Here is an 18,446-nt window from a genome sequence, read left to right as displayed (position 1 = left end):
CTTTAGTTCACTTATCATCTATAGTATAATTGGTGTATGTTTGATTGCTGTTGAATTGAAGTAGCGGAGGTAATTATGCGGAAAAATTGGGACTTATACTTTTTAGATATTGCCTTTCAAGTGGCAGAACGTAGTACTTGCTTAAGAAGGCATGTAGGTGCAGTCATTGTGAAAGATAAGCGTATTAAAGGAACAGGTTATAATGGGAGCCCAGCGGGATTACCTCATTGTATAGATGATGGTTGTGCTATGTTAGGGGAGCATTGCGTACGCTGTATACATGCAGAACCCAATGCCCTTTTGGAATGTACGCCAGATGAACGGCGAGGAGCTACTCTTTATTGCACTGATAGGCCCTGTCCTGAGTGCCAAAAACTAATTATTACTTCAGGTATAACCAAAGTCGTGTATGCTAGAGATTATAACCCCCATACAGATTGGTTTGCATTATCTGCAGTAGAGGTGGTATATATGCCAAAAGAGGGGCTGTGATAGATTATGCTTGAACCAATTTACCTACCTAAATTAAATAACCTTACGCCAACATTAGACTCCACATTATTTAAAATTATGGAGGAAGCTGGTGAACTCGCAAGAGCCGTATTGCACTTTTTACCTTATGAAAATACACTAGTGAAGGAAGAGGATGCTAGTGACCAAGGAACAGTTTTACTTACCGAAGTTGCTGGTGAACTGTTGGATGTAGCGCAAACTTGTGTAACCATGTTATTTGTAATGGAAGAATCTTATGGGATAGAGGTGGATACTTTAATTGGTCAGCATCTAAGCAAGTTAGAACAAAAAGGGTATTTATTTGATAATCGCCTTCAATACAGCATCACGACGGTTGGTGATTTTAAATATTTAAAATTACCTCGGCTTATCTTGGAAGAGGTAAGTTTGCTGACAACGGTATGCAAAATTCAAGAAGAAATTGGTGAGCTTACTCAGTATTTGGGGAAAAGAGCAGGGGCATCAGGAGAAGAAGCTGACTTAACAAAAGAAGCAGCTTTGCTAGGATGTGCTTATGAATTATTAGATGTAGCCCAATGTTGTTTTACTATGATGTATATTTTGGCGCAAAAGTATCATGTTAATATACAGGAACTAAGAAAAGCTCATATTGAAAAACTGAAACGCAAAGGTTATTGTATAGACTGCCCCTAATAAATAGGTTATATTAAATAGTATAGATGCAAAATTATGAAAGGATATGTCTAAGACCACTCCTAGCGTCTCGACAATGATTTTACAATTTCTTTAATGCATTCCATATAAGGGCATAAGGCTCAATATGCTAGTAATAATGAGGATTTATCCTGATAGAATCCGTTTGACAAGGGTATTGACGTGATGTAAAATGGGATTGTTGTGTAGAAATGAGGTGCTTAATAATGCAGACATATATTGTGGCGTTTACCGTTGCCTTAGCGGTTGCTTACTTTGTAACACCGCGGGTAAAAGATTTAGCAATAAAAGTAGGAGCCTTAGATGCTCCGGATGCTCGTAAAGTGCATACTCGGCCTATCCCGAGAATGGGGGGCTTAGCTATTTATGCAGCCTTTGTGTTGGCTGTACTAGCAAGCATGTATGTGAGTCGTGAAATTATGGGCCTATTAGTTGGTGGTACGGTAATTTTAATTGTAGGTATTATTGATGATTTAAAACCATTACCTGCTAGAGTGAAATTATTAGGACAAATTGTCGCGGCTTCTGTACTGGTTATGTTCGACATTCGCATTGAATGGTTAACCAATCCCTTTGGGGATATGCTGTATGTAGAATATTTGTCGATTCCTCTCACTATCTTATGGGTGGTTGGTTTGACAAATACAGTAAATTTGATTGATGGTTTGGATGGATTGGCTGCGGGTGTATCTACCATTGCTTCAGTAACGATTCTGTTAGTTGCATTGCAACAGAATTTTTGGACAGTGGCTGTGTTAACAGCTGCTTTAGCAGGTAGTGCCTTAGGGTTTTTGCAGCATAATTTTAATCCTGCCAAGATTTTCATGGGTGACACAGGCAGTATGTTTTTGGGATATATGCTAGCAGCGATATCCATTCTAGGTGCAGTGAAGAGTGCGGCTACTATCGCCCTAATTGTACCTATCGTAGCGTTAGGGTTGCCAATTTTAGATACTGCTTTCGCGATTATTCGTCGTTATATGAGCGGACGTCCTATCTTTAAACCAGATAAAGGTCATTTGCATCACCGTTTATTAGAAATGGGGTTAACCCAAAAACAAGCAGTACTATTGATGTATGTCATAAGCGGCTGTTTAGGTCTGAGTGCAATTGCCTTGACTGAGGTGAACAAATCGTTAGGAGCCTTTATTGTAATTGCTTTGCTTGGTATTGCCTTTATTGGCGCAAGGAAAATAGGGGTATTAAAGGCAACGAAATCGATTGAAAGTCATTAAGTCACACAAGTGGGCGGGCATTATGCCTGCCTATTTTTGTTAATAGAGTGTTCCTCCAAGGTTTTCCAAAACAGATTTAAAGGGGAGTATATAATGTCACGTATTAAAGTTATGACAGTATTTGGAACAAGGCCAGAGGCGATTAAAATGGCGCCAGTTATTTTAGAACTCAATAAACATCCTGAACAGATTCAACCGATTGTAGCGGTTACCGCGCAACATAGAGAAATGCTTGATCAGGTGCTGCAGTTATTTCAGATTGTTCCTGACTATGATTTAGATATTATGTCCCAAGGGCAAACATTATTTGATATTACCGCTCGAGCGATGCAAGGCTTGAATGAAGTCATTGGTAAAGAAAAACCTGATATTGTATTGGTACATGGAGATACAACGACAACCTTTGCAGGAGCTTTAGCTGCTTATTATCATCAGACAGCGGTGGGACATGTTGAGGCAGGTCTTAGAACGCAAAATAAATATTCCCCTTTCCCAGAAGAAATGAATCGAAAATTGACCGGATCCCTAACGGATATGCATTTTTCACCAACTAAGACAGCAAAGGCCAATTTGTTAAAAGAAGCTGTAGCAGAAGAAGCTACTTTTGTTACAGGTAATACGGTGATAGATGCCCTATTGACTACCGTAAATAAAGATTACAAATTTGCAGATGAAATGCTAGACGGGATTGACTATATAAATAATCGAGTCGTTCTAGTTACGACACATCGCAGAGAAAACTTAGGTGAACCTATGCGGCATGTTTATCAAGCCCTTAGGCAGATTGTTACTGAGTTTGAGGATGTAGTAGTCGTTTTTCCTGTACATAAAAATCCTCTTGTCCGAGAAGTGGTAAATAGTGAATTAGGCGGTATAGAACGGGTTAAGCTAATTGATCCATTAGAGTATCAGCCTTTTGCTAATTTATTAGCACGCTCCCACTTTGTTCTCACTGACTCAGGTGGTGTACAAGAAGAGGCACCAGCATTAGGAAAACCGGTACTAGTATTACGAGATAATACAGAAAGACCCGAGGCCATTGAGGCAGGCACTGTAAAACTAATTGGTACGGACAAAGACCGAGTTTATCAAGAGACTCGTCTCCTACTGGCGGATCATGTAGAATATGACCGCATGGCAAATGCTTGCAATCCTTATGGTGATGGACAGGCATCTCGTCGAATTGTAGAAACCATTCTTTGGAAGTATGGCTTTTCCCAGGTAAAACCTGATCAGTTCGGAAGTTGTAAGGTTAAATAAAGGCTATCTGTATAAAAAGTAATTAAAGAAGGTATAAAGGTATTAATGTTCTTTTCAATATAATACGTATTTAGCAGGATTTTATTGGTATTTGTCGAAAAAATAAGTAATCCAAAGAAAATAGGAATATTTATCTAGGAAACAGTAAGAATATTGTATGTCTAGTTTTGAAGGACGCCTTATCTATGAAATGTGAGGAGATTGCCATGCAGAAGAAGGATAAAAATGAGTTGTTTAGCGGGATTAACACGGCTGCAACGATTGGTTTTTATATGGTATCTTCTGTAGCGGCAGGTGTTTTAATGGGCAAACTGGTAGATAAGTACTTAGATAGTAGTCCTTGGGCGACGATAGTGGGTATAATACTAGGTATGATAGCAGGAATGTGGTCGATGTATAAGCGGTTAGTGGGAGGTAAGTAGAGAGTAAACACTTTCTACCAGAGATATGCAAGAATATGTTATACAAATACGGCGAACATTACTGCAGATCCTAGCATGGGGATGTTTTATCTCAGTAGGTGCCTATTTCACGGGATTTGGCTGGCGGATACCAGGGTTCATAATTGGACTTTTCACCAGCGGGGTTTATTTTTTGTTAATGTGCTATCGGGTAAGTAAAAGTGCCGATATGCCCATACATAAAGCACTGCTGTATATGCGAATTGGGTGGATTCTTCGTCTGAGTTTTATTGTAATTATGTTGTTTATGTCTTTAAAGATACCTGTTCTTGATTTTTGGTCAGCAGTTTTTGGCTTATTTACACTTCAAATTGTTATGTTTTTAAATGGGGTCGTTATTGTAGGAAAAAGCTTTTTTCATATTACATGAGGTTGCACAGATGCCTGTTTTCAGGTGTTTTAGCATAATGGGGCGTATAAGTTATACGCAACTTAACTAGAGGTTCTTAAAATGATCTAGACGCAAAAAGCGATGGGGATTTTGAAAGGACCTCTACTAGTAAAAAGGAAGGGGGGAGGGTATGGAACACGGTGGAGGACATGAAATCGGAAGTCATAAGTTAGCCCACTTTGCAGGATTAACCTTTAATTTGGATACGCTGACGATGACTTGGATTACGATGGCAATTGTCATTTTACTGGCAGTGGTAGCAACCAGACGTATTGAATTACGGCCACGGGGCTGGCAAAATTTCCTGGAAATGGCGGTTGTTGCTTTACTTGAACAAGTGGAAGCAAACATGGGAGCAAAAGGCAAAAAGTTGGCACCACTGATTATCACACTGTTTTTATTTTTAGCAGTGGGTAATGAATTAGGATTGGTCCCAGGTTTCACGTCACCAACTAATGATATTAATACAACTCTAGGACTAGCGTTAATGATTGTAATCATCGTACATGTTCTGGGCGTTAAAAACAAAGGGCTTATACGGTATGTAAAACATTTCTTTGAACCCTATGTACCGTTTGTCATTATTAATATCATTGAGGAAGTAGCAAAGCCTATTACGTTATCTTTCCGTTTATTTGGTAACATTTTGGCTGGTGAAATTCTGTTACTGGTTCTGGGTATGCTGGTACCTTATTTTGTGCCTACATTATGGCTGGCTTTCAGTGTTTTTGTTGGCATTGTACAAGCATTTATCTTTACCATGCTGTCAATATCCTATCTATCAAACTCACTGCAAGATGATCATCATTAGCTTCGGACTAAACACATGTAATTAGATGGTAAAAATAGTTGAAAATGTAAGTAATGTAAATCAAAAATGTTTTAAGGAGGATTTTATAATGGAACATGCAATTATCGTTGCTGCCTCAGTACTAGGGGCAGGTTTAGCTATTGGTTTGGCTGCTATTGGTGCTGGTATCGGTGATGGTGCTGTAACAGCAAAAGCAATTGAGGGGATGGCTAGACAACCAGAAGCCAAAGGTACTATTTTAGTAAATATGCTGATTTCTGTAGGTTTGATCGAATCGATTCCTATTATCGCTGCTGTTATTGCGATTGTATTAGTATTTGCAAACCCGTTTTTAAAATAAGGTTTAAAACAATATAAGGTTACTGGCATGGAAATGATGCCAGTGTCTCCTGATACCGTTTGATAAGGAGGTGCTTTCATTGGTTGAATTAAATGGGACGCTATTAGCACAAATTGTAAACTTTCTTATTTTAGTTGCCATTCTTGCTAAATTTGCTTACAAGCCTTTAATGCAGGGCCTAGAAGATCGTCAACGAAAAATTGCTGACAGCATAGATTCAGCAGAACGAGACAGACGAGAAGCTGAACAACTTAAGCTGGAATACAAAAAGCAGTTGGTAGAAGTACGTGCTCAAGCTCAGGCAATTGTAGAGAAAGCCGAGAAAGTGGCAGAAGAGAATAAGGAAGAGATTTTAAAAGCGGCACGTGCAGAAAGTGCTCGCATACTGAAAAGTGTGCAAGAAGAAGTTGCTCGTGAACGGGAATTGGCATTAGCTCAGCTAAAAGGTGAAGTCGTAGCTTTATCGATGGCTGCTGCTACAAAAATTATGAAAGAAAAAATGGATTCCGAAGCCAACGCTGCCATAGTGTCTGATTTCATTGATAAACTTGATGATAAGAAGATAGGTGGTTTGCCATGCTAGCCAATCAGTTAGCAGTAAAGTATGCCCAAGCCATCTATGAGCTAGCAGCTGAAAAGGATATGCTAAATGTAGTAGAGCAAGAACTGCGTTTGGTAGAGAGTACCATTGCCTCTTATCATGATTTGTCCATCCTGATGTATCATCCTCAGGTGTTGGCAAAGGCCAAACAAGAAACCATTCGGAAAGTTTTTGAGCAAGATTTAACTGATTTTGTTCTTAAGTTTTTATTATTATTAGTAGATAAAAGACGTGAAACCGTTTTGCCAGATATTATTCGAGAATATATAAAAATGGCAAATGAAGCACGCAACATTCTAGAAGCAGAAGTCATTACGGCTATGCCTTTAGGGGAAAACCAAGAGAATGCTCTTGTGAACAAATTGGGTGCTGTAACTGGTAAAAAAGTTGTGATAACCAAACGTATTGATACAAGTATTATCGGTGGGATGATTGTTAAAATTGGCGATAAATTAATTGATGGCAGTATTGTTCGCCAGTTAGCAACATTGAAAAATGCACTTTTGAATAACGAAGTGACGGGGATTGGGGTGACAGACTGAATATGAAAATAAGGCCAGAAGAAATAACTGCGATTATTAAACAGCAGATAGAAAACTATCAGGTAGACCTCAATGTAGATGATGTTGGTACTGTTATCGAGGTGGGAGACGGAATTGCCCGTATTCATGGTCTAGAAAAAGCCATGGCTGGCGAGTTGTTGGAATTCCCCAATGAGATATTTGGCATGGTCTTGAATTTGGAAGAAGACAATGTAGGTGCCGTGCTCCTTGGTGGAGAAACGGTAATCAAAGAAGGGGACACAGTACGCCGTACAGGCCGCATTATGCAGGTGCCTGTTGGCGAAGCCATGGTTGGCAGAGTTGTCAATGCCTTAGGGCAACCAATTGATGGGAAAGGACCTATCAAAACAACAGAGTTTCGTCCTGTTGAGTTTCTTGCACCAGGCATTGCAGCTCGCCAATCCGTTAAGGAACCATTGCAGACAGGTATCAAAGCAATCGATTCTATGGTGCCAATTGGCCGTGGACAGCGGGAACTGATTATCGGTGACCGTGGTACAGGGAAAACTGCTATAGCCATTGATACAATATTGAACCAAAAAGGGCAAGATGTAATTTGCGTTTATGTGGCTATTGGACAAAAGGCATCTACAGTGGCCCGTGTAGTACATACTTTAGAAGAAAGTGGTGCAATGGCTTATTCCATAGTTGTCGTTGCTTCTGCATCGGATAGTGCACCACTGCAGTACATTGCTCCTTATGCTGGTGTAGCAATGGGTGAATACTTCATGTACAAAGGTGGTCATGTACTTTGCGTATATGATGATTTATCAAAACATGCAGTAGCTTACCGTGCGATGTCCTTGCTGCTTCGCCGTCCACCGGGTCGTGAGGCATATCCTGGGGATGTATTTTATCTACATTCTCGTTTATTAGAACGGGCTGCGAAGTTGTCCAAAGAATTAGGCGGCGGTTCGATTACTGCATTGCCAATCATCGAGACCTTGGCAGGCGACGTATCTGCTTATATTCCGACCAATGTTATTTCCATAACAGATGGTCAGATCTTCCTAGAAAGTGAAATGTTCTACTCTGGTATTCGTCCAGCGATTAATGCAGGGTTGTCCGTATCACGGGTAGGGGGTTCCGCTCAGATTAAAGCGATGAAGCAAGTTGCCGGACGGCTTCGTCTGGACTTGGCTCAGTATCGGGAATTGGCAGCTTTTGCTCAATTTGGTTCTGACCTTGATAAAGCCACTAAGGCTTCGCTAGATCGTGGGCAACGTACTATGGAAGTTTTAAAACAGCCTCAATATTCTCCAGTAGGTGTAGATGAGCAGGTTGTTGTTATTTATACGGCCATTAATGGCTATCTTGACAATATTCCTTTAGGTGATGTTGCCGCATTTGAACGCGATTTCCTTAAGTTTTTAAGAGCCAATCATCCAACCATTGGACAGACCATTAAAGAGACCAAGGCTTTGTCCAAAGAAACTGAGGAAGCATTAAAACAGGCAATTAAAGAATTTAAAGAAACATTTGTCTCAGATGATAAAACGGCGAGGTGATGTAAATGCCTAATGCACAGGATATACGCCGCCGTATAAAAAGCGTAAAAAGTATTGAACAAATCACGAAAGCCATGAAAATGGTAGCTGCCGCGAGATTGCGTCGAGCACAAGAAAAAGCTGCCGCTAGCCGCCCTTATACTGAAAAGGTTAGAGAGGTCTTGGCAAGTGTAGCCAATCATGCGAGTGATGTTTCTCATCCGCTATTAGAAGTCAGAGAAGTCAATCGTGTGGCTTACTTGATTTTAAGTGCTGATAAGGGTTTAGCAGGAGCTTATTCTTCCAACGTAATAAAAGAGGCATTGCCTCATATTACAGCGGCGAAAGATAAAAGCAGTATCCTTGCTGTTGGTCGTAAGGCGAGAGATTATTTTACGCGGCGAGGCTATGCTGTGGAGGAAGAGTATACTGGATTTTCCGAGAAACCTACCTATCAAGATGCAGTAACGATTGCCAGGTCTGTTGCGGAAGGTTTTAAAACAGGTAAATACGATGAAATTCATTTAGTATATACCTTGTTCCAATCGGCGATTACGCAAATTCCTACTAGTGTAAAGTTACTTCCTATCGAAGATACAGGAGCAAGTTCGGCAGATCAAGAATATATCTTTGAACCATCAGCAGAAGAGGTTTTGAATTTTTTATTGCCTCAATATTTGGAAACCGTTATTTATGGAGCATTGCTTCAATCCGCTGCAAGTGAGCTAGGTGCTCGTATGACAGCCATGGGATCTGCTACCGATAACGCAGAAGAATTAATTGCTAAGCTTATTTTGAATTACAATAAAATCCGTCAGGCCACCATTACTCGGGAGATTTCCGAAATTGTGGGCGGTGCCGAGGCGTTAAAGTAAAAGATAGGAGGGGGAAACCTTTGAGTAGTACAGGCAAAGTAATACAGGTTATTGGACCTGTTGTTGATATTGAATTCCCTCCGGAACAGTTACCTGCCATCTATAACTCTGTTAAAATCGCGGATACCTCTACGGATGTAGAGGTTAGTTTAACCGTAGAAGTTATGCAGCATCTTGGCGATAATATCGTGCGCTGCGTAGCGATGTCTTCTACGGATGGTTTGACCCGCGGTATGCAAGCTGTAGATACTGGCGCCCCTATTAAAATTCCCGTGGGTAAAGGTACGCTGGGTCGGGTATTTAATGTACTAGGTGAAACAGTAGATAACAATGAAAATAAAGTAGCAGTGGACGATTATTGGCCGATTCACCGTCCGGCCCCTAGTTTTGAAGAACAAGAAACATCAACCCAAATCCTAGAAACAGGTATTAAAGTTGTTGACTTGATTGCGCCTTATTCTCGGGGTGGTAAAATTGGTTTGTTTGGCGGTGCTGGTGTAGGTAAAACAGTACTGATCATGGAACTGATTCGTAACATTGCAACAGAACATGGCGGCTATTCTGTATTTGCGGGTGTAGGGGAACGTACTCGTGAGGGGAATGACCTATGGATGGAAATGCAGGAATCCGGTGTTATCGAAAAAACTGCCTTGGTTTATGGGCAGATGAATGAACCACCAGGAGCTAGAATGCGTGTTGCCTTAACAGGTCTTACTATGGCAGAGTACTTCCGGGATGTAGGCGGACAAGATGTATTGTTTTTCGTAGATAATATTTTCCGTTTTATTCAGGCAGGTTCTGAAGTTTCCGCACTTTTAGGACGTATGCCGTCAGCCGTAGGCTATCAGCCGACGTTGGCGACAGATGTAGGAGCTTTGCAAGAGCGGATTACCTCAACGAAAAAGGGCTCTATTACCTCTGTGCAAGCAGTATACGTTCCAGCAGATGATTTGACAGATCCAGCTCCTGCGGCTACCTTTGCGCATTTGGATGCTACGACTGTATTGTCTAGACAGATTGCGGAACTTGGTATTTACCCAGCCGTAGATCCGCTGGACTCAACGTCACGAATTGTTGACCCTAATATTATTGGGGAAGAACATTATCAAGTAGCTCGTGGTGTTCAGGAAATTCTGCAGCGTTATAAAGAATTGCAAGATATTATTGCAATTTTAGGTATGGAAGAACTGTCAGATGATGACAAACTTACCGTATCTCGGGCACGTAAAATGCAACGTTTCTTGAGCCAACCTTTCTTTGTGGCAGAAGCATTTACTGGTACACCTGGTAAATATGTACCATTGAAAGAAACCATTCGAGGCTTTAAAGAAATTTTGAGCGGTAAGCATGATGATTTACCAGAAACCGCCTTCTATATGGTTGGTTCTATCGATGAAGTAGTGGAGAAGGCTCGGACGATGAAAGGGGAATAATAAATGGCTAAAACAATTAGGCTGGATATTGTTACCCCAGAGAAAATGGCTTATTCTGAGGATGTTACCATGGTGATTGCCAGGACGACATCTGGGGATATTGGTATTCTTCCAGGACATGCCGCGCTTATTGCTGCCTTGGGAATTTGGCCCCTTCGAGTAATTACCGAGAATGGTGAGCTGCAAATTTCCATGTGTGGTGGTTTTATTGAAGTGCAGCCTGAGAAAATTACTGTCTTGGCAAATTGTGCCGAATTACCTGATGAAATCGACTTGGAAAGGGCTGCTGCAGCAAAAGAACGTGCAGAAAGTCGCTTGCGTACAGCAAGTCCGGGTATCGATTTGATAAGAGCCGAGATTGCTCTCAAACGTGCTTTGGTACGTCTACGAGTTAAAGAACATAAAGAATAATGGTTAAAAACAGGCTGAGCTTATGCTTAGTCTGTTTTTTTTGTTTTATAGTCATAAAACGTAGTAATGAAGTAAAACTTGGTGTATACCAAGTTTTTTTATGGAATCAGAAAGTATAACACTTCCTTGATTCCAAGTAAGAACGACTAAGGCTTATGCCTGCGTCTGAGGACTTGGCCTAAACCAAGTCTTTTTTTATGTTCACAAGGTTTGTATATCTCCTTCAACAAGTGGCAAGAATAGGCATACAGAGTAATTTATATATAAAGAATTATTTATTAAAAAGGGTGGAGAGGATGTATAAATTTCGGACAAGATTATCAATGAGCCTAGCAATCTTATTACTTTTATCTCTTGCTATGGTGAGGGAATTACCTGCTGCTACTCCTGAAGAACCTTTAACGCAAGCTATGGAAGCAACTGGTGCACATTTTAACGAGTATAGTATAAATGCTTGGGCGAAGTTACCTGATGAAGCGATGAATGATAATCAGCTCCAAGAAACTGTAGAAAAGATAATGGAACAGCTCGACGTAAGCGCTAAAGATTATCAATTGACACAGCAGCAAAGGGGCACTCATCGTACAGTACAAGCGGAAGCAATAAGGCCAGAGTGGCATGCTTTTGTTGCGGCGCAGGTGATTCCCAAACAGGGAGATAGCTCTCAAATGGAAACTTACCTAGTGGTGAATATGGAGTCCATAGTGAATGAAAATACTTCTATCCAACAGTTACAACGAAAAATTAGTGACAGTATAAAAAAAAATGGTGGTTCACCCAAGATTAATACTTGCTTGATTGGATGGCTTGGTGGTAAACTAGTGGATGGAGAACAACAAAGAGTATTAGAAAAAGCTTTTATGGCAATAGACGGAGTTATTATTGACAAACTGAAAGCTGAAAACTTCCTTAGTTATACAGGATTTTCCTCAATTGCTGGAGAGTGGCTGCAAGTAGGTGACAAAAAGGTGAATATAAATATAGCAACACGCTACAGTCAATATGATAATCGTACTTACGTCATCATTGGATCACCGATTATTACTAAAGAATATTAATTAATAAAACAGCACTTATTCCTTTTAAATATATTAGTAGAGTTTGCGGGAGGATATGACCTTATGGAGAGATTAGTTATCCGCGGTGGTAACAAATTATATGGAACGATTAAAATTAGTGGGGCCAAAAACGCTGTATTGCCACTTATTGCAGCAACTTTGCTTGGAACATCCCCGAGCACATTAGAAGGGATACCTGATTTAGAAGATGTGCGTACGTTTAGCCAAGTGCTTAAGCATCTGGGCGTTGAAGTACAATATAGCAAAGAAGAACAGACCATGCTCGTTGATAGTACGGTAATTGGTAGTTGTGAAGCGCCTTATGAGTTGGTCCGTAAAATGCGTGCTTCTTTTTTAATTATGGGGCCATTATTGGCTCGTTATGGTCACTCCAAAATATCTTTACCGGGTGGCTGTGCGATAGGAACTCGCCCAATTGATTTGCATTTAAAAGGCTTCGAAGCCCTAGGTGCGAAGATTGATATTGGACATGGATATATTGAAGCAACTGCACCGAATGGATTGACTGGGGCTAGAATTTATTTAGATTTTCCTAGTGTAGGTGCTACAGAAAATATTATGATGGCAGCCAGTATGGCAAAAGGCCAGACTATTTTAGAAAATCCAGCTCATGAGCCGGAAATTGTTGATTTAGCCAATTATCTTAATACCATGGGTGCACGCATTCGTGGTGCCGGTACGAATCTAATTAAAATTGACGGAGTCCCTGAATTAACTGGTAAAACCTATGAAGTTATTCCCGATCGTATCGAAGCTGGTACTTATATGGTAGCAGCCGCGATGGCGGGTGGCGATTTATATGTTGAGAATGCCTTGCCGGAACATTTAAAACCTGTCATTGCAAAACTAAAAGAAGCTGGCGTTACCATTGAAGAAGATACGAATGGTATACGTGTCAAAAGTGATGGTAATTTGCGAGCTGTAGATATTAAGACGTTGCCTTATCCTGGATTCCCAACAGATATGCAAGCTCAATTTATGGCGATGACTACCATATCCCATGGTACCAGTGTGATTAGTGAGACTGTGTTTGAAAATCGTTTTATGCATGTAGATGAATTAAAACGTATGGGAGCCAATATAAAAATTGATGGCCGTAGTGCTGTAGTAGAAGGAACTCCTACGTTAACAGGCTGTCCCGTAAAAGCCACGGATCTTAGAGCGGGAGCTGCCCTAGTACTGGCTGGTCTCGTTGCTGAGGGAGAAACTGAAGTAGGTTATCTTCATCACATTGACCGAGGTTATGATGGATTAGTAGCTAAATTATGTGGGGTCGGTGCAGACATCAAACGTGTCGGTACAAATGAATGTAAAAAGTAAATGAGAAACTGGTGAGATATCTATCTTGCCAGTTTTTTTACGGAATCAGAAAGTATAACACTTTCTTGATTCTAAGTAAGAACGACTAAGGCTTCTGCCTGCGTCCAAAAACTTGGCACAAGCCAAGTCTTTTCTTTTTTTATCTCCTCTGTGTCCTCTGCGCCTCTGCGGTTAACGTAATCCCATATATTTTTTACTATTTAATAGTTAGTCCCAGCAGGAGAACAATTTTTTGAGCCACAAAAGCACAATACTGCTAACGCAGTACACAAAGGTAGTGAAAAAAATCTTTTGTGCCCTTTGTGTCTTTGTGGTTTAAAATTTTTTTAGCTATATTTTCAATTTTTCATAGTCTTGCCTTCGCGGTTCAAGGTGTTTTCTCTTTATGTGTTTGCAAAATGTATCTTTTTCTTAATCCTCTTTCCCGGTCATACTTGCCCAAAGCTTGGCATAGAATGTAGTGGTTATGTAGAGCAAGGGGAGGGGCAAGTGTGAAGAAAATAATAGCATGCGCTGTATTGTTAGTATTGGTGCTGGTTATTATTGTTCCGGCTCTGGTAGTGGGCGGCTTCAATAGAGAACCAAGTTCAGATAGGAGTGAGAACGTGGCGAAGGGAGAACATATATTAATAAGAGTATATCTTCACGAGCAGAATAAAATTGTTGAAATGAATCTCGAAGAATATATTAAAGGGGTTGTAGCGGCAGAAATGCCTGCAGAGTTTGAGTTGGAGGCATTAAAAGCCCAGGCGGTTGCAGCGAGGACCTACGCGGTTAAAAGCATGGTCGCATTTGGTGGCAGTGGAATTGCAGAACAACCTGGTGCAGACGTAAGTACTGATTTTAGGCAAAGTCAAGCTTGGCAAAATGAGACAAAATTAAAAGAACGCTGGGGGACGAATTATGATCGTTATTGGAGTAAGATCAGCCGAGCAGTAGAGGAAACAAGGGGCCAAGTAGCGACTTATAACGGAGAACTTATTCAGGCAGTATTTCATTCGACGAGTGGGGAACGGACAGCCAGTGCCAAAGAAGTATGGGGCTTTGACTATCCATATTTAATTAGTGTGCCTTGCAACTGGGATCAAAAATCACCCCGCTATCATGACAAGAAAGAATTTACGTTGGCACAAGTAGAACAAATACTAGGGCCGGAAACCCAAGTAGTAGCAACCATGCAAAACGGAGGTAGCGGGCCAGCGCAGATTGTCAGCACAACAGAATCAGGCAGGGTAGGCCAAGTGCGTATTGGCAGTAAAATTTTATCAGGAGCTGAGATTCGCGAAAAAATGGATTTGCGTTCTAGCAACTTTAACGTAGCAATTGAAGATGGAAAAATGGTTTTTAATACAATTGGCTACGGTCATGGTGTGGGTTTATGCCAATATGGGGCTAATGGTATGGCGAAAGATGGTCATGATTTTCGTCAAATCATTACCCAGTACTATACGGGAGTAGCTCTTAAAAATATCTATGCTTCCTAGATTATGGGAGGATTTTTTCTTACGGAACCAGAAAGTATAACACTTTCTTGATTCCAAGTGAGAACGACTAAGGCTTCTGCCTGCGTCAGAGGACTTGGTACAAGCCGAGTCTTTTCTTATAATTATAGCTAGAAGCTGTTTAAAAATATCATAGAAAGGACATACTTAGCATGAGGTGATAGTATGTCCAAATTGAAGTTTGATACCCTGTCCTCTATAGCATTTTATTTAAAAAGAATCAATACTGTATTGCCAAAACCAAGGTTTTCTTCAGAACGAATTTCTTTTAAAAACTTATATACTGGAGTTGGTTTGCTGGCGCTCGCTCTTGTGTTGATGGTAAGTGTATTAATGGGATTACAAAGTAAACGGCAAGAAATAATAGCAGGTCCAGTGCAAGAAGTAAAGCAGCAAGTTGTAATTATCCCAAGTCCGGCAGTAACCGATGAAAGAAGTAAAGAGAGTTCTCAATCTGTTACTGCCGCAAGTCCTGAAATAACAAAAAAACAAGAACCAATGATTACGTCAAAGGATTTCCATGGAGTCAAGGGGCAAATTAAAGTTGACTTTGGCTGGCAAATGCATCCTTTATATAATGAGTGGCGTTTTCATACGGGTATTGACATATTGGGAGCACAAGGGCAGAAGGTATCTGCCATACAGGATGGTCAGGTGAGTGATATCTTTCAAGATAAAACGAGTGGCTTAACTGTAATCGTGAAAAATGATATATATAAAGTTTATTATGGTTCCTTATCAAACGCTAAAATCGCCAAAGGAAGTTTTATCAAAGCGGGTGAAGAAATTGGGAAGATGGGCAATTCTGATGCCGAGCCATACTATCACTTGCATTTAGCAATCAAAAAGGGTGATGAATATATCGACCCTAAGTTAGTAGTAAGCAAAGAATAAAGAAGACTTGATTCAGATGGAGTTTTAACTCCATTTGAATCTTAATCGCACTTATCCAGGGACTTAGCCGCTCTTAACTCCCACTTAAATAAGTGAGCCTTGGGTCCGGAGACCCTTAGAGCGAACTTATTTCGAGTTTACAGCCTGTTTCCCTGACCGTCAAGGGCAGGGAATTACAGACTGTTAACGAGATGAAGATAGGAATCTTAGAGCGGTTTAGTCATCGGATAAAAATAGTAACCTTTAAAAAGCACAATAGTGCTTTTTTTTATTTTGTCCGCATATATATTAGCAAAGCAGGTGAGGGGGCAGAATAAGTATGAAAGATTATATCCGTAAAAGGGTATTGGACATTTGTCAGCACATTTTAGAAAGCAAACATACAGTGCGGCAATCAGCAATTGTTTTTGGTGTAAGTAAAAGTACAGTACATAAAGATATGATAGAACGTTTACCGTTAGTAAATAAGAAAATGGCAAATCGAGTAAGAGTTATACTAGAACAAAATAAGGCAGAGCGCCATATCCGTGGTGGGGAAGCAACTCGCAAAAAATATAAAGATGTTGGAAAAAGTGACAAAAAATGAAGGATTTTCTTTTTTAATGTAGAATGGAAGCAAGTGAACATTGTTTACTTAGAAACAGTTAATTAACCACAAAGGCGCATGGGATTAGTAAAATTTTTGTCTTTGTGGTTTAAATAAAAAGAAAATATGGACAAGTACTAGTGGAATGGAAGGGGATTACACATGTTTGGAATGTCAATGGACATTGGAGTGGATTTAGGGACTGCTAACGTATTGGTATACATAAAAGGTAAGGGAATTGTACTACGCGAGCCATCTGTAGTGGCGATTGATCGTGATACGAATACAGTATTGGCTGTAGGTGAAGAAGCACGTCGTATGCTTGGCCGGACACCAGGCAATATTATTGCGATTCGCCCATTAAGAGAAGGTGTCATAGCTGACTATGATACGACGGAGACTATGCTACGTCATTTTATTCAAAAGGTCGTTCCTAGAAAAATCTTTTTTAAACCACGTATTATGGTATGTATACCCTCCGGTGTTACTACAGTAGAAAAACGGGCAGTATTAGAGGCAGCTGTACAAGCAGGTGCAAAAAAAACCTATTTAATTGAAGAACCTTTGGCAGCAGCTCTTGGTGCAGGTTTAGATATTTCTGAGCCTTGTGGTTCCATGGTAATCGACATTGGTGGCGGTACCACCGACGTAGCCGTTCTTAGTTTAGGTGGCATTGTGGTAAGCGAGTCTTTAAGAGTCGGTGGGGACAAATTTGATGAAGCTTTAGTACGTTATGTTAAACGGGAATATAATGTTATGATCGGTGAACGTACGGCAGAACAAATAAAAGTCAATATAGGCACAGCATTAGCCACAGGCCGCAATGAGAGTATGGAAATTCGTGGACGTGATTTAGTGTCTGGTTTACCTAAAACCTTGCGAATAACTTCAGCTGAGACATTTGATGCCTTATATGAGTCTGTGTCTCTTATTGTGCAAAGAGTAAAAACAGTGCTAGAAATCACCCCTCCAGAATTGTCCTCTGATATTATGGATAGAGGTATTGTAATGACTGGTGGTGGCTCCATGCTTTATGGCTTGGACAAGCTTATTCAGCAAGAAACCGGTATTCCTACTTATCTAGCGGAAGATCCTCTTTCTTGTGTAGCCTTAGGTACAGGCAAAGCTTTAGATTCTTTGGGAACTCTTGAAGATAGTTTAACAACACTAAAACGAGGTAGTATTGCTTAACATTAGTTTGCTTTAGGGTAAAAAAAGGAGTGATAACATGATTCGTGGTTTATACACTGCAGCGTCAGGTATGTTAGCAGAGGCACAGCGTACAGATGTTATTTCAAATAATTTAGCAAATGTTAATACTGCTGGATTTAAAAAGGACATGACAATTACTAAGGATTTTGCAAGTATGCTTATTTCCCGGGTGAATGATGGTCCAGAATCTCCAACTATCGGTAGTATGGGAGTTGGGGTCATGGTGGATGAAGTGGCGACGGATCACTCGACTGGTACACTAAAAACTACAGGTAATGATTTTGATCTTGCAATTGAAGGGAAGGGTTTCTTCGCGGTGGAAACTCCCCAAGGCAAACGCTATACTCGCAATGGCACATTTGCCAAAAGTAGAAGAGGCGAACTTGTTACAAACGATGGGTATCGGGTATTGGGAGAAAATGGCCCAATTATAATAAACGGTGGAAAAATGACAGTTGGTAGCGACGGACGTGTGATTGTTGATGGTAATGAAGTAGGCAAATTGGAAATAACTGATTTTATGAATGAGAAAGAAATGAAAAAAGAGGGTGCGAGTTTATATATTGCACCTGCAGGGCAACAAGGTCAGCCGGCGAGTGGTGGCGTAAGGCAAGGCGCTTTGGAAATGGCCAATGTAAATGTGATTGGGGAAATGGTGAATTTAATTTCTAACTACCGGGCTTATGAAATTAATGGTAAAGTAATTCAATCTCATGACAATTTATTGGGTAAAGCAGCAAGTGAAGTCGGCAAGATCTAAAACTAAGAATATTAATTTAAGTTTTTTGTCTGTTTTT

Annotated in this window: 21 protein-coding genes; all 21 read left to right on the top strand. The window is 40.4% G+C overall.

Features of this window, described 5'->3' with window-relative positions:
- The first annotated feature begins 75 nt into the window (after nt 1-75).
- Nucleotides 76-492 carry a cytidine/deoxycytidylate deaminase family protein gene (locus UFO1_RS21215; RefSeq protein WP_038674026.1) on the top strand — a complete coding sequence of 139 codons (417 nt, stop codon included), beginning with the start codon at nt 76-78 and terminating at the stop codon, nt 490-492.
- Nucleotides 493-498: 6 nt separating this feature from the next.
- Entirely contained in the window at nt 499-1,167 is a 669-nt protein-coding gene (locus UFO1_RS21210; RefSeq protein ID WP_038674025.1) for a nucleotide pyrophosphohydrolase, read from the top strand.
- A 227-nt stretch (nt 1,168-1,394) separates the two neighbouring features.
- Nucleotides 1,395-2,423: a glycosyltransferase family 4 protein gene (locus tag UFO1_RS21205; protein ID WP_038674023.1), complete on the top strand. Its 1,029-nt coding sequence runs from the start codon at nt 1,395-1,397 to the stop codon at nt 2,421-2,423.
- A 93-nt stretch (nt 2,424-2,516) separates the two neighbouring features.
- Nucleotides 2,517-3,683, top strand: coding sequence for a non-hydrolyzing UDP-N-acetylglucosamine 2-epimerase (wecB, locus tag UFO1_RS21200; RefSeq protein WP_038674021.1), 1,167 nt, complete (start codon nt 2,517-2,519; stop codon nt 3,681-3,683).
- A gap of 185 nt (nt 3,684-3,868) precedes the next feature.
- Nucleotides 3,869-4,105, top strand: coding sequence for an AtpZ/AtpI family protein (locus UFO1_RS21195; protein ID WP_236639273.1), 237 nt, complete (start codon nt 3,869-3,871; stop codon nt 4,103-4,105).
- A gap of 172 nt (nt 4,106-4,277) precedes the next feature.
- Nucleotides 4,278-4,514: a hypothetical protein gene (locus tag UFO1_RS25885; protein WP_236639272.1), complete on the top strand. Its 237-nt coding sequence runs from the start codon at nt 4,278-4,280 to the stop codon at nt 4,512-4,514.
- Between the two features lie 151 nt (nt 4,515-4,665).
- The gene (gene atpB / locus UFO1_RS21185) at nt 4,666-5,346 is read left to right on the top strand and encodes a F0F1 ATP synthase subunit A (RefSeq protein ID WP_038674016.1); all 681 of its coding nucleotides are present in this window, start codon (nt 4,666-4,668) and stop codon (nt 5,344-5,346) included.
- An 88-nt stretch (nt 5,347-5,434) separates the two neighbouring features.
- Nucleotides 5,435-5,686 (top strand): F0F1 ATP synthase subunit C, encoded by a 252-nt coding sequence (gene atpE / locus UFO1_RS21180; protein ID WP_038674014.1) that lies wholly within the window; start codon nt 5,435-5,437, stop codon nt 5,684-5,686.
- 79 nt (nt 5,687-5,765) lie between these two features.
- On the top strand, nt 5,766-6,269 hold the full coding sequence (atpF, locus tag UFO1_RS21175; protein WP_038674012.1) for a F0F1 ATP synthase subunit B: 504 nt from the start codon (nt 5,766-5,768) through the stop codon (nt 6,267-6,269).
- Entirely contained in the window at nt 6,263-6,829 is a 567-nt protein-coding gene (locus tag UFO1_RS21170; RefSeq protein WP_038674010.1) for a F0F1 ATP synthase subunit delta, read from the top strand. Before atpF ends, UFO1_RS21170 begins: the two co-directional genes overlap by 7 nt.
- A gap of 2 nt (nt 6,830-6,831) precedes the next feature.
- Nucleotides 6,832-8,358: a F0F1 ATP synthase subunit alpha gene (gene atpA, locus UFO1_RS21165; protein ID WP_038674009.1), complete on the top strand. Its 1,527-nt coding sequence runs from the start codon at nt 6,832-6,834 to the stop codon at nt 8,356-8,358.
- A gap of 5 nt (nt 8,359-8,363) precedes the next feature.
- The gene (atpG, locus tag UFO1_RS21160) at nt 8,364-9,212 is read left to right on the top strand and encodes an ATP synthase F1 subunit gamma (protein ID WP_038674008.1); all 849 of its coding nucleotides are present in this window, start codon (nt 8,364-8,366) and stop codon (nt 9,210-9,212) included.
- Between the two features lie 20 nt (nt 9,213-9,232).
- On the top strand, nt 9,233-10,645 hold the full coding sequence (gene atpD / locus UFO1_RS21155) for a F0F1 ATP synthase subunit beta (RefSeq protein WP_038674007.1): 1,413 nt from the start codon (nt 9,233-9,235) through the stop codon (nt 10,643-10,645).
- A gap of 3 nt (nt 10,646-10,648) precedes the next feature.
- Nucleotides 10,649-11,056: a F0F1 ATP synthase subunit epsilon gene (locus tag UFO1_RS21150; RefSeq protein ID WP_038674005.1), complete on the top strand. Its 408-nt coding sequence runs from the start codon at nt 10,649-10,651 to the stop codon at nt 11,054-11,056.
- 296 nt (nt 11,057-11,352) lie between these two features.
- Nucleotides 11,353-12,114 (top strand): YwmB family TATA-box binding protein, encoded by a 762-nt coding sequence (locus UFO1_RS21145; protein WP_038674004.1) that lies wholly within the window; start codon nt 11,353-11,355, stop codon nt 12,112-12,114.
- A 63-nt stretch (nt 12,115-12,177) separates the two neighbouring features.
- Entirely contained in the window at nt 12,178-13,455 is a 1,278-nt protein-coding gene (murA, locus tag UFO1_RS21140) for a UDP-N-acetylglucosamine 1-carboxyvinyltransferase (RefSeq protein WP_038674002.1), read from the top strand.
- Nucleotides 13,456-13,946: 491 nt separating this feature from the next.
- Nucleotides 13,947-14,939: a stage II sporulation protein D gene (spoIID, locus tag UFO1_RS21135; protein WP_038674001.1), complete on the top strand. Its 993-nt coding sequence runs from the start codon at nt 13,947-13,949 to the stop codon at nt 14,937-14,939.
- A gap of 183 nt (nt 14,940-15,122) precedes the next feature.
- Nucleotides 15,123-15,851, top strand: coding sequence for a M23 family metallopeptidase (locus UFO1_RS21130; protein ID WP_038673999.1), 729 nt, complete (start codon nt 15,123-15,125; stop codon nt 15,849-15,851).
- Nucleotides 15,852-16,170: 319 nt separating this feature from the next.
- Nucleotides 16,171-16,437 (top strand): sporulation transcriptional regulator SpoIIID, encoded by a 267-nt coding sequence (spoIIID, locus tag UFO1_RS21125; RefSeq protein ID WP_038673997.1) that lies wholly within the window; start codon nt 16,171-16,173, stop codon nt 16,435-16,437.
- A 162-nt stretch (nt 16,438-16,599) separates the two neighbouring features.
- Nucleotides 16,600-17,628: a rod shape-determining protein gene (locus UFO1_RS21120; protein WP_038673996.1), complete on the top strand. Its 1,029-nt coding sequence runs from the start codon at nt 16,600-16,602 to the stop codon at nt 17,626-17,628.
- Nucleotides 17,629-17,665: 37 nt separating this feature from the next.
- Nucleotides 17,666-18,409: a flagellar basal-body rod protein FlgF gene (flgF, locus tag UFO1_RS21115; RefSeq protein ID WP_038673994.1), complete on the top strand. Its 744-nt coding sequence runs from the start codon at nt 17,666-17,668 to the stop codon at nt 18,407-18,409.
- Nucleotides 18,410-18,446: the final 37 nt, after the last annotated feature.

Source organism: Pelosinus sp. UFO1 (assembly GCF_000725345.1).
Lineage (GTDB): Bacteria > Bacillota > Negativicutes > DSM-13327 > DSM-13327 > Pelosinus.
This window is presented reverse-complemented; position numbering and strand designations above follow the sequence as displayed.

What these genes read in the sequence shown, in the direction of transcription:
- UFO1_RS21215 (WP_038674026.1), top strand. Translation starts at nt 76, where the DNA reads ATGCGGAAAAATTGGGACTTATACTTTTTAGATATTGCCTTTCAAGTG.
- UFO1_RS21210 (WP_038674025.1), top strand. Translation starts at nt 499, where the DNA reads ATGCTTGAACCAATTTACCTACCTAAATTAAATAACCTTACGCCAACA.
- UFO1_RS21205 (WP_038674023.1), top strand. Translation starts at nt 1,395, where the DNA reads ATGCAGACATATATTGTGGCGTTTACCGTTGCCTTAGCGGTTGCTTAC.
- wecB (WP_038674021.1), top strand. Translation starts at nt 2,517, where the DNA reads ATGTCACGTATTAAAGTTATGACAGTATTTGGAACAAGGCCAGAGGCG.
- UFO1_RS21195 (WP_236639273.1), top strand. Translation starts at nt 3,869, where the DNA reads ATGAAATGTGAGGAGATTGCCATGCAGAAGAAGGATAAAAATGAGTTG.
- atpB (WP_038674016.1), top strand. Translation starts at nt 4,666, where the DNA reads ATGGAACACGGTGGAGGACATGAAATCGGAAGTCATAAGTTAGCCCAC.
- atpE (WP_038674014.1), top strand. Translation starts at nt 5,435, where the DNA reads ATGGAACATGCAATTATCGTTGCTGCCTCAGTACTAGGGGCAGGTTTA.
- UFO1_RS21170 (WP_038674010.1), top strand. Translation starts at nt 6,263, where the DNA reads ATGCTAGCCAATCAGTTAGCAGTAAAGTATGCCCAAGCCATCTATGAG.
- atpA (WP_038674009.1), top strand. Translation starts at nt 6,832, where the DNA reads ATGAAAATAAGGCCAGAAGAAATAACTGCGATTATTAAACAGCAGATA.
- atpG (WP_038674008.1), top strand. Translation starts at nt 8,364, where the DNA reads ATGCCTAATGCACAGGATATACGCCGCCGTATAAAAAGCGTAAAAAGT.
- UFO1_RS21150 (WP_038674005.1), top strand. Translation starts at nt 10,649, where the DNA reads ATGGCTAAAACAATTAGGCTGGATATTGTTACCCCAGAGAAAATGGCT.
- UFO1_RS21145 (WP_038674004.1), top strand. Translation starts at nt 11,353, where the DNA reads ATGTATAAATTTCGGACAAGATTATCAATGAGCCTAGCAATCTTATTA.
- murA (WP_038674002.1), top strand. Translation starts at nt 12,178, where the DNA reads ATGGAGAGATTAGTTATCCGCGGTGGTAACAAATTATATGGAACGATT.
- UFO1_RS21130 (WP_038673999.1), top strand. Translation starts at nt 15,123, where the DNA reads ATGTCCAAATTGAAGTTTGATACCCTGTCCTCTATAGCATTTTATTTA.
- spoIIID (WP_038673997.1), top strand. Translation starts at nt 16,171, where the DNA reads ATGAAAGATTATATCCGTAAAAGGGTATTGGACATTTGTCAGCACATT.
- UFO1_RS21120 (WP_038673996.1), top strand. Translation starts at nt 16,600, where the DNA reads ATGTTTGGAATGTCAATGGACATTGGAGTGGATTTAGGGACTGCTAAC.
- flgF (WP_038673994.1), top strand. Translation starts at nt 17,666, where the DNA reads ATGATTCGTGGTTTATACACTGCAGCGTCAGGTATGTTAGCAGAGGCA.